Source organism: Niastella sp., assembly GCF_045805085.1.
Taxonomy (GTDB): domain Bacteria; phylum Bacteroidota; class Bacteroidia; order Chitinophagales; family Chitinophagaceae; genus Niastella.
On record NZ_JBJMLX010000451.1, the window covers coordinates 1 to 11500 of the forward strand.

At 46.7% G+C, this 11500-nt stretch carries 7 protein-coding genes; 2 read left to right on the plus strand and 5 right to left on the minus strand.

Going from position 1 to position 11500, the window contains the following annotated elements:
- Positions 1-648 (plus strand): serine hydrolase domain-containing protein (locus ACJ751_RS23865; RefSeq protein WP_407748048.1); only part of this gene is annotated, 648 nt, incomplete at its 5' end.
- Positions 649-689: 41 nt separating this feature from the next.
- On the opposite strand, the gene ACJ751_RS23870 is transcribed toward ACJ751_RS23865, so the two are convergent.
- From ACJ751_RS23870 to ACJ751_RS23885, 4 genes are all read right to left on the minus strand, one after another.
- Positions 690-2648, minus strand: a complete 1959-nt coding sequence (locus tag ACJ751_RS23870) for a glycoside hydrolase family 97 catalytic domain-containing protein (protein WP_407748049.1) — start codon at positions 2646-2648, stop codon at positions 690-692.
- Between the two features lie 59 nt (positions 2649-2707).
- Positions 2708-5896 (minus strand): T9SS type A sorting domain-containing protein, encoded by a 3189-nt coding sequence (locus ACJ751_RS23875; protein WP_407748050.1) that lies wholly within the window; start codon positions 5894-5896, stop codon positions 2708-2710.
- 157 nt (positions 5897-6053) lie between these two features.
- Positions 6054-6347: a hypothetical protein gene (locus tag ACJ751_RS23880; protein WP_407748051.1), complete on the minus strand. Its 294-nt coding sequence runs from the start codon at positions 6345-6347 to the stop codon at positions 6054-6056.
- Positions 6348-6631: 284 nt separating this feature from the next.
- Positions 6632-8788: a glycoside hydrolase family 44 protein gene (locus ACJ751_RS23885; protein ID WP_407748052.1), complete on the minus strand. Its 2157-nt coding sequence runs from the start codon at positions 8786-8788 to the stop codon at positions 6632-6634.
- Between the two features lie 186 nt (positions 8789-8974).
- Between ACJ751_RS23885 and ACJ751_RS23890 the strand changes: the two genes are divergently transcribed.
- The gene (locus ACJ751_RS23890; RefSeq protein WP_407748053.1) at positions 8975-9727 is read left to right on the plus strand and encodes a ThuA domain-containing protein; all 753 of its coding nucleotides are present in this window, start codon (positions 8975-8977) and stop codon (positions 9725-9727) included.
- Here ACJ751_RS23890 and ACJ751_RS23895 read toward each other — a convergent pair.
- The coding region (locus tag ACJ751_RS23895; RefSeq protein WP_407748054.1) for a glycosyl hydrolase family 95 catalytic domain-containing protein at positions 9721-11500 on the minus strand (1780 nt) is incomplete at its 5' end. The two genes, ACJ751_RS23890 and ACJ751_RS23895, sit on opposite strands and share 7 nt — an antisense overlap.

The following is an 11500-nucleotide window of genomic DNA, read 5'->3' on the forward strand; positions in this document are numbered from 1 at the left end:
GGGATCCAGGATTTTGTTGGTTTAAACTGCGATTTTGCGTCGTGGAACGAGAAAGAGTTTATGGAAGGGTTACAAAAAACACCTGTTCATTTTAAGCCGGGTACGCAATTCGAATATGCCTCGTCAACCTACATCCTGTTACGATTTATTATAGAGAAAATTACAGGCAGGAGCTATGCGGACATTTTACAGGAAAATATTTTAACGCCGGCAGGCATGAACCATACCGGCATCATCTACAACCAGGCTATTTTAAATAACAGGGCGATGGGTTATTTAAATAGAGATGGACATTTTCAAAACGCAATGCCTGTTGCCAGCCACGAGATCTTCATTGGCGCCTCTTCGATCTATTCAACTGTTGAGGATCTACTAATATTTGACCAGGCATTATATTCCGATAAGCTGTTAAAACAGAAAGAAAAAGAATTGATGTACACAGTCGTGAAGGCTCCATATGGCTATGGATGGTTTATCAGCGACGATACAACAAATGGAAAAACTGTGTCACATGGCGGGAATGTTTTTGGTTATACTTCGCTTTTTGAAAGAAGGTTAAAAAATAAAACCGCCGTTATAATCCTAAGCAATGTACAAGATGTTGACAGAAACAAAATCGTACAGATACTTGATAAGACATTAAATTGACCAGCGGAAAACAAGGTTGCTGCGAAACTGGCTAAAAACGATCATTCAAGCAGCATAACAAATCCACTATTTGCCTGCAGCGTAAGATCACATTTTTTCTGCTTTGCCGCATTAAGAAGGGCTTTTGAAAACAGTTCATCTCCGGTTCCATCTGTGAACAGCGTTACATTGTTCTTTTTAAATGAGGTAACATCAAGATTGATTTTCTTTTCATTTTTTTCTCCATTAATACCTGCAATGTACCACTTGTTGCCGCTTCTGCGGGCAATGACAGCGTATTTACCGGGATAGCCTTCTATAAATTTCACATCGTCCCAGTTACCGGGCAATTTTCTTAAAAACGCTTTTACATCATCCGGTACGCGAACCATTCCTTCCGGTGATTGTGCATAATGCTGGATGCCCGATAAGAATAAGACCGAAAGGGCCAGTTCAAAGGCGGGCGTGGTCTTTCTGATACAATTTGACGACGTAAGCCCGGTAAGATTCATGGGTGTAAAATCCATGGGGTCGAATGCGTTCCTGGTGAACGGCAACATAGCGCAATGGTTGGCTTGTTGATCGGCTGCAGTCTGGTCAAATGTTACCATCTCCATTCCATAAATGGCTTCGGCTGTCATTAGATGTGGATATGTTCTTTGCCAGCCTCTGGGCAATGTAGCGCCGTGAAAGTTCACCAGCAGCTTATATTTTGCCGCATCATTCAGAATGTCGATGTAATATTGGATCATGCTCTGACCATCTCCACCAAAGAAATCGATCTTTACGCCTTTTATGCCCATTGCCTGCAAACGACTGAATTCTTTTTCCCTTCCTTCTTTCGTAAGCAATTTATCTTTAGGATGATATTTGATCGTGTTCCAGTCTCCTGCAGAATTGTACCATAACAGCAATCCTACATTTTTTTGTTTTGCATATGCTGACAGTTCAGCTACTTTATCATATCCGATCCTGGTATCCCAGTCTGCATCTATGAGGCAATATTGCCAGTGCATGTCATATGCATAGTCAATATATTTTTTTTGTTCATCGAAAGTAATGTTGTCATCCTTGCTGTTGATCCAACTCCAACTGGCTTTTCCGGGTTTTACAAAAGAGGCATCCTTTAATGCTGTTGCCGGCGCCAGATCGGTGCCCAATGTTGATTCTGCAATTGTTTTCAAACTTCCAATTGTTATAATACGCCACGGTGTAAGCCAGGGCTTATTGTTTTGCGGTAAATGGCCCCCGCCTGTAAACACTTCCCTGGGATCGGCAAAGCCGATTGAATAAACAGCCGAGGCAGAATCATTGATCAGTCTTGTACCGCAATAAGTACCATCAAGCGCCGCTTCGGTGATCAATACCCAAGTATCATTTGTCTTAAACAAAGCAGGGTACACCCATCCTGACTTTAAAGGCGATACCGTGCCAACAGATATGTCTTGTAAATAATGCTCTTCATAAGAAGGATGGCAATGTTCGAAACCTGTTTTTGCCTCACTCATGGGTTGCAACCAGGCTCTTGTTTCTTTGCCAAATGAAAATTCGGAACGTTCTTCAACTATCGTTTCATTGTTTTTTATCCAGGGAAAAGAATACCGGAAAGCCGCCCCGTCGTTGGATAACCGGAAAATGATCGCCATTTTTTTCCCTTCTTTATTAGCAAAGGACATCACCAATTGATTAGCCTGGTAAAGAATGTTGCTTTTTTTTGCATTCTTCGTTTGGTAGCTGTCTGTTATGCGTTCCGGTTTTGATGCGTTGACCAGTTTCATGTCCTGGATAAAATCATGGCCTTTCATCATCACGCCTAACGCTGAAGGTTGAATGACATTAACGCCAGACCTTTGTATGCTGTATTGAATTTCACCTGAAGCTGATAAGGATACCTGTAGCGCAATGGACTTGTCGGGACTTTGTAATTGAGCAACCTGCTGTGCCTGTAACTGATGGAACGTTGCAATAAAAAGCCCTACTAAAAGAATTGTTTTTGTAAAACTCATTTTGAAAACTGTCATAATTTAAAAAATTGGGAATGCTTCGGGTGAGGCATTCCCAATAATTGTTGAGAAATTTGTTATTTAACAAAGAGCTTCTTACTGAAGCTGCCTGCTTTCGATTTTACCTTTACAAGGTAGATCCCTGTCTTAAGCTGCGAATTGATTGCTAACCTGTTACCGCCGGCAGCGATCTTTTCGTACACCATTCTGCCAAGGTTATCATAAATACTTACAACCGCATTTTCGGAAGCTTGCGTCAGCATGATCGTAAACCGTCCGCAACTGGCTGGGTTCGGATACAGGCTGATAGCATCTTCATTAATAATGTTCACCTGCGATGCTATTCTTGCACCTCCGCCGGGAATGAAAGGAGAAAGATAGTTCCCCGCGATCACCTGTTGTGTAATGCCGGGACCCTGCCAGGCTACTGCTACATTATCTCCCCCACTACCTTCTTTTTGAAGGACCTCTATGTAGTATTTCTGACCGGCAGTTAGGTTAATGGTTACAGACTGCTGGGTGCTGTACTTAGTCCATTCTCTTGAATTCGTCCATCCGCTTACGTAAGCTATTCTTGATGTATTAGCCGGGTTGTCGTTGGTGCTCAGGTACAGCTCGGTGTTGTCGTCTCCCGCTACCCAGAACGTGTAGCTTCCACTGGCAGGCGGATAGAGATATCCGCGGATCCGTGTTCCATAGTTATCCGCCCAGTTTGTGGGGCCTTCGAGGTTGGTGAGCTGACCGCTACCCGTAGGGTTGTTTGGATAATTGGCATTGGAGGTGAGGTTGCTGATAGCCGTTCCGCTAATGCCTGTCCAGTATTCTCTCAGTATAGAGCCGGTCACGTTGAGGCTAAAGGTCTGCATGCTTTGGCATCCGCCGCTGTTGGTATAGGTGGCCACATAGTTCCCTGCCTGGTTCACCTGGAGATTTGAAATGCCTGCTTCACGCGTAGTAGCACTAAAATTATTCGGACCGCTCCAGCTCCACGATCCTCCCGTGACGGGCTGAGGGCCAAACAATACGCTGCCACCTGAAGCTAAAGTACCATTGGCTGTCTGCTGCCAGGTTCCGCCGTTAACCTGTACGTACGGGGTGATGGCAGAAGGTGTACAGGCAGGCTCCCAGTAAATTAAACCTCTTCCGCCGCCGGCGCTCATATATACCCTTCCCGCAACGTTCATATCGCCCACGAGTAATGGGGCGCCTGCGAACTGATGGGCATCATCATTTAAGCTGAGCCAGGTAGCCCCCTGATCGGTTGATCTGAAAAGGCCGGTTACGCCAGACACTGTTCCCCAGATGAAAACAGTCGGATAGCTGGCTCCAGGCATCGTTTTTCCTATCCCCAGCGCTTTGCAATAAGTTACATTGGGAACAGTAGTATAAGCTACTCCGGCGTTGGTTGAATATTTTAATCCATTGTTGAAAAGGGGTACCCACACATGACCTTCAAACCCCGGCACTGTCCTTATCTGGGTTGGTTCCCATGGATAATTCGCGCTTGATGCGCCCGGCGTGCCTGCTACCGAGAAACTGACTCCCTTATTGGTGCTTCTGAATAACTCCCCGGTTCTCGGCGAGAAGATGTAGAAATAATTTGCATTTACCTGGTCAGCCACCGGAGCAGCGTATTGGACGGATACACCCGAACAAGCAGTCCAGCTGCCTCCGTTGTTCGTAGTATAGTAGGTTGTTGAAGAACTTCCAGGGCAGTGCAGTATGGTGCCTCCATCTGCACTGATGGAAACCTTTCCATCTGTACCCATATTAGTGGCGCATCCCGTCCAGGTAGCGCCCTTATCGTTGGAATAATAAACAACGTTTCCACCGTTAGAAGCTCTTACGACCCTGTTTGTGTTGCCGGCCGCATAAGCAATGCTCTGATTATTCCCGTCTATAGGAGACAATTTTGCCTGCGGAATAGCAGTCAGCGGCTCATGCACAAAGCCTGTTACGTCGCCGAAAGAGGAGATAACCGAACCGCCGGGAATGCTTGTTACGTCTAGCAATGCTGTTTCTTCAATGCTGGTCACATCATATTTCCAGGAACAATTTGTGGCGGTAATATCGGAACAGGTATAGATCCCACCTCCGCCTACTACGCGAACTTTATTTAGATTAGACTGGTCAAACTCGATACAGTCCATCCAGTTGACCGCACCGCAGCAAGACCATCCCATGCCGTTCGCATCATAGGTGGCGTTGGTGCCATTCTTAAGCGTCCAGGTCGATCCGCCATCTGTAGTGAGGAAAATAAAGTCGCCCCAGCCGGTACCAAACTGGTTGTTCCAGTAAATGCCACTGGTAGAAACTATCACTCTGTTAACATTAGTAGGATCTATACTCACGCCGCCGTAGCAATAATCTTTCGAACTAACGGGGGTAACGTTTGCCCATACACCGGTAGCCGTATTGAGCTTATATAACTTCCCATCTCCGTTAGTAGATTGCGGTCCCTCGTTATCAGAATAAGTAACATACATGGTAGTTCCCTGCAACGCTGCGCGGTGGGGCATAAAACCGGTGGTAGCGGTAATGTCGGTAAACGTGGCGCCGCCATCGGTGCTCCTGTAAACATTGCCGCCGCCGGTGCGGGAAACGCCGATGTAAATGGTTTGACTGGCTCCGTTTACCACACTGCCTGAAGGATCAAAAAGCACGAAACAGATCCCGTTACCGTTGGTTGTGGTAGTTACACCGCTCCAGGTCTGGTTCCAGGTAACGCCGGCATCTGTACTCTTCCACAACCCGTTCGCCCTTGTTCCACAGAATAATATATTACTATTTTTGGGGTCAACAGCCAGGCGTTCACCGTTACCGCGCCCACTTCCATTTCCATGCACTTTAAACTTAGCGGTAAGGTCTGTATAAGTAAAAGTATTTCCTTTATCGGTGGACTTTAATAGAGCAGACTTTCCTGAGCCAGTATAATTGGTTCCGCAGAGCATATAAACATTATTTGCATTCTGCGGATCAAGCGCCAGGGCCTCCACTCCATAAAGGTCACTTTGTGAATCGCCAAGCCAGTCGAGCAACTGAACCCATTTGTTGTTCGCGGCATCCCAGCGGTAAGCACCGCCTACATCGGTGCGGCAATACCTGTCGCCCGATGTTTTGTGGGTAACGATGCCGGTTACAAATCCGCCCCCGCCAATAGGTGCATTCTTCCAGACATAGTTGGCAGATTGAGCTTTCGTTTCGTTGCCCTGAAACAAATTAATCAAGAGCCATACACAGAGAAAGGCAAGTAATTTTTTTTTCATAAAGTGTCAATCGTTTAAGTGAATAAATATCTCTATTTGGCTCCCGCCATAAGAGCATCAATTGTACGCTGATCCTTTACTGTGTTATTCCTCCTGTCCAGCGCTCCACCTGTATCCCACCAGAAAGGTTTTATTCCACGGGCCAATGCTTCTTTCGTTACAAAGATTCGGTGATGAGGGGATTGCCCCAGCTGGTTTCTCCGCCGGTAGCTTCCATGGTATTCCCAATGTTCCAGCCTAATTTGAATTTGGCAGCCAGTTGCACAGCGGTGCTCATGCCTGTGGAATCAGGCGCCTGGGGCGATGTGTTATAGGTTGGATAGAGCTGTTTGCTCACTGATGGGGGGGCAGACAGTTGCTGAGCAACCGGGGTCGCCTTTTTTTGACAGCTTATACAAAACAGTACAGCAAGGAGAAGCCCCATTATTTTGACCTGCCAGGTGATTTTCATTCTTTCTGTTTTCAAAGGTTCAGCGTCTTTGTGATATTTAATAGACGTGCTGTAAAACTACCCGGATGTTCTTTGAAACAGGGTCCTCAAATGTTGCAGATGATGGCAAAAAATGTTGCAGACCGGGTTTGAAAAGGTCCCTTTTAAAGTGAAAGTGACATTGTATTGAGTGGGATCGCCAATAAAGAAGACAAAACAGAGATGATCGTGCAGCTACAGTTGCAATAAATGGTACCCCGGGACTTTCCGATCTGATTACGAAAAGTCCCGGGGCGGTTACCTGTTTATTTTTGTTTTATAAAACTTATATTTTCGCTGCCGGCATGAAGATAATACTGCCCTGCGGCCAGCCCGCTGAGATCTATAGCCGTTGATAAAGAGCTACCTGAGGATTGCAATGTCATCGTTTTCACCCTGCGTCCCATTCCGTCAATTATTTGAAGCGAGATGGCGCCTGCCGGCAGATGTAATTGAACAGTTAACACCTCTTTAGCCGGGTTGGGGAAGATAGCGATAGAACCATTTTTATCGTAGCGGATGGTTACCATTTTGCTGTAGGAATAACTCCCACTCTGGTCTATCATTTTAAGCCGGTAATAATTCACTGATGGCAAGGGGTGTGCGTCGATGTAGGTATACTCCGCAGTAGCGCCTTCCCCTGTTACCGTACCAATTTTAGTAAAAGACGAACCATCCGCGCTTCTTTCCACATCAAATGAAGCAACTTTCAATTCGTTGGTGGTGGTGAAATTCAGGATCACTTTATTATCGCCCTTCGATGCGGTGAAAGCGAGCAGGTTTTGTGGAAGCGCCACTGCAGCGCCGGTAACTATCAGAGAAGTAATTGACATGGGCGCCAGTGTAACCTGCAACGTATTGTTTAGCGGCGAAATGTTTCCGGATTGCAGCGCATTGTTGCTATGCGATACAAAGGTTTCTGTACCCACCGGTAAGTTACTCAGCGTTAATGTTTTTGCAGCCTGATTTGCAGGAAGGAAATCGGAAAAGTTTATCACAACAGTCTTTGACTGGCTTTGAGATCTGTTAACCAGCGCTATTGTTACTGAATCATTATTGTTATTAACGGTTGTATAGGCGGATACATTCAGTTCATCGCTGGAAGTAGCTTGTACACTATTACTTTTGTTATACCGGCTAAACAGGTGCAGGGTTTCCCACATGCCTATATCCCAGTTCCAGGAAGAGAAGTATTCTACACCATGGTTCATGAACTCGCCCATCATTGACGCAAACCAAACGGCCACGCCATTCGGATCATTTTGAAGCGCCGTAGCGGTTTCAGATACAGCAAAAGTAACGCCGTTGCCGGGGCCCATGTATTGGTCGAGCCACTTTTGGCATCTGCCAAAAACATTTTCTATCTGTATGGAGTTATCCCATCCCCCATTCACCACATGTACGCCGTTGGCTTCGGGATAAATATAAGTACTGTCAAAAAACACCCGGTGATATTGAACCACATTCGAAGCCGAAGAACTGGAAGGATAGAAATGAAGATCGATGACATCCAGTAACCTGATCCCCGTGCTTTGTTCTTCTTCAGCCACCCGTTTAATAAAATACTGTAACCAGGGATACTTTTTGCCGTCGGACCCGGTAACCGGTGCAGCGCCCCAATTAAACCATTGCCATTCATTCGGGCTTACCGGTCCTGTTAACTTAATACCGGGAAAAAGCGCCCTTGCTTTTTTGGCTACTGCAAAATAAGATTGCATGAATGTTTCTGCATCGGGTTGAACGGGCATCACATCGTCGTGCGTGCCCGACCAGATCTCTACTTCATTGTCCATATTCCAGTACCTGATCTTCGTAGAATCAAGGCCCAGACCGCCACTTCCGAACCAATGGGTCAGGATACCGGTGGTAGAATCCGCCGTCCACAGTTCCAGGTACTGGCTGGGATCTCCATTCACCAGGGCCTGGCTGCCGCCGGCCGTATTCATAACGCCACCTCCTGCAAGGTTTTGACCTACACCAGACCACCACTGTGAGTTATTATAGGCCCAATCATTGAAATTGTTGGCAGTTGTGCGGGCGGCCTGGCCAATCAGCTGAAATCCCCACATACCCTGAGCAGCAGGGATATTCTGATGAAGGGTTTGTGCTGCATAATCCCAATCAGAATTATATACATTATTATACCAGTCGGGATGACTGCTAAGATTAAGCCGCCAATTGTGTTTAGTAAGGTTGTTGCCGCCATTTTCCCGGAAGAAATTCAGCCCAGCATCTTTATACAGCTGCCAGTTACTTGCTGAAACAGGATTTCCTATAAAGTCTGTAATGGAATTATTGCGGCCATAGATATACGGAGAAACCGCTTTTCTGTTATTAAAGATCTTCACGTTAACCTGCACATTCTGGGCATGAAGTGCTATATGCAGGCAAAACAACGAACCGGTTAAAAAGAACTGTTTCATAGTATGGTAAGGATTATATATAATAAGCCTTCCATAGAACAAGTAAAGTGCCAAATACCAGCCAGGCGGGCGGTAAAGGCACCGGGCAACATTTGCTACCTTGCAAAGCAACATTTTATACCCATGCAGCCGGGGTCATGGCAGCGGCCGGCCTTTCGGGGGGAATAAAAAGTGTAACTTAACCAGATGAAAAAAAACGCTCATTACTATAAGCTATATGTATGTTTTTTTATATTCATAGGGGGTGTGCATTTCTCTTTCGCTCAGCAGCAAAAGATCAGGGTACTTATTGTAAGCGGGGGACATGGATTTAAACATGAGCCCTTTTATGACGTTTTTGATTCCATTCCTTCCATTACATATGATACGCTTGTTCAGCCACAGGCCAATATGCTGATCGCATCACCCGAAGTAAATAAGTATAATGTGCTCGTGTTTTACGACCTGGTTGATTCCATCTCCCCGGCACAACAGGAAGCCTACATCAGGCTGTTAAAAAAAGGCACAAACATGGTCTTTCTGCATCATTCGTTGGTGTCGTATCAAAACTGGCCTGAATTCATAAAAATCCTGGGCGGGCAATACCATACACATCCGGTAGTGGTACATGGCGATACGCTGAATGCCAACTATGAACACGATGTGACCATCCCGGTGAAAGTGGAAAACAGGAAGCATCCGGTGATGCGCGGCATTCCTGATTTTGACATAGTTGATGAAGTGTATGGTAACGTTGAGATATTACCACAGGTGAAACCTTTGCTCAGTACCACACATCCCAAAAGTATGCGCTACCTCGCCTGGATCAATCATTACGGAAATTCTGATGTTATATACATCCAGTTAGGTCATGGCCCTTCAGGTTATTCCAATCCTAATTTCCGCAGACTGATACAGCAGGCCATTGAGTGGTCGGCAAAACAACCAAAAAATCATTGATGTGGTTGAATATTGTACCGCTGCCCTTTCTTCATGTTTACGGATAGCACGAAATCATCACCTTCCGGTTTTGCCCTGGCTGCATTCACCAGGAATACCCTGTTGTTCCTGATACGACAGACGCCATCGGTGACCGCCGTGATGGTTGCGTTGCGCAGCTTCCCTTCTGCCCATTGTATATCTACCGTAAAACCGCCCCGGGCTTTCAATCCTTTTATAGATCCCTCTTTCCATGCAGCTGGCAGGGCGGGTAAAAGATGTACTTCGCCCAAATGGCTTTGCACCAGCATTTCGGTTATACCTGCAGTTCCCGCAAAGTTGCCATCTATCTGGAATGGCGGATGCGCATCAAAGAGGTTTGGATAGGTGCCGCCTCCGCCTTTACCGTCGGCGCCGGAATAGTTCAACAAATGCCGGATGAGTGTATAGGCATGATCGCCATCCAGCAAACGCGCCCACCAGTTGATCTTCCATCCACGGCTCCAGCCGGTGCCGGCATCTCCTCTTATCTCCAGCGTTTTCTTTGCGGCTGCAAAGAACTCCGGCGTATTGTTCTTCGAGATCTGGCGGCCCGGATGCAAACCAAACAGGTGAGATACATGGCGGTGCTGCGGGTCTGTTTCTGCAAACTCTTTATACCATTCCAGTAATTCACCCTTGCTTCCTTTTCTTAAGGGATACAGGTCTTTTCTTACTTCGGTTAACCGGCTGCGGAATGACTGGTCTGTATTCAACGCTTCGGACGCTTCTATTACATTCGTAAAAAGGTCCCAGATGATCGACATATCCATCGTTGTAGCAACAGATACAGCCTGCGCCCGGCCTGTTGCATCGCGAAACTTATTTTCGGGAGAAGTGGAAGGCGCCGTTACCCAATAACCACTGCTGTCCTTCACCAGCCAGTCGAGACTGAATAAAGCGGCCTGTTTCATGATCGGGTAGGCTTCTGCGAGGAATTTCTTATCGCGGGTAAATGCATAATGTTCCCATAAATGCTGGCAAAGCCAGTTGCCCCCCATATACCAGTTGGCCCACACGGGATCTCCGGCGCCCAGGTCGCCCACGGGGTTGGCGCAACCCCAGAGATCTGAATTATGATGCGCCACCCAGCCATTGCAATGATAAAACTCACGGGCCACCCGGGCACCGGTCACTGAAAGAATCTTCAACCATTCCAGCAGCGGAGTATGCATTTCAGACAAATTGGTGCTTTCTGCCGGCCAGTAATTCATCTGCGTATTGATATTGATGGTATAGTTGGAACTCCAGGGAGCTCTCAATTCCTTATTCCAGATACCCTGCAAATTAGCCGGCGGCCCGCCCGGCCTCGATGAAGCGATCAGCAGGTAACGCCCGAACTGGTAGTATAAGGTCTCCAGTGCAGGATCATACGCGCCTGCTGAATACGCTTTTAACCGTTTATCGGTAGGCAGCATGCTATTTGAATTAGCTGCAGCGCCGGTATCCTCCAGGATAAACGAAACGCGATTAAAATAGCGTTGATGATCTTTCACATGCTCCTGTTGCAAGTCCGAATACGATCTTTTTGCTGCCGCATTGATCAAGGCAGCGGCCATCGCCTGCTCGTCTTTTCCTTCCTTATCGGGACATCTATCAAAACCGTTGAAGCTGGTGGCGGCGGAGACGATCAATACCAGTTCTGTTGCATGCTGCACGCGCAGGCCCGAAGTATCTGCCCTGATGGTTCCTGTTTTGGTAATGGCTTTTACCCGGCATTGAAAGCGCATACCGTTGCAACCGGCCGTATCTTCA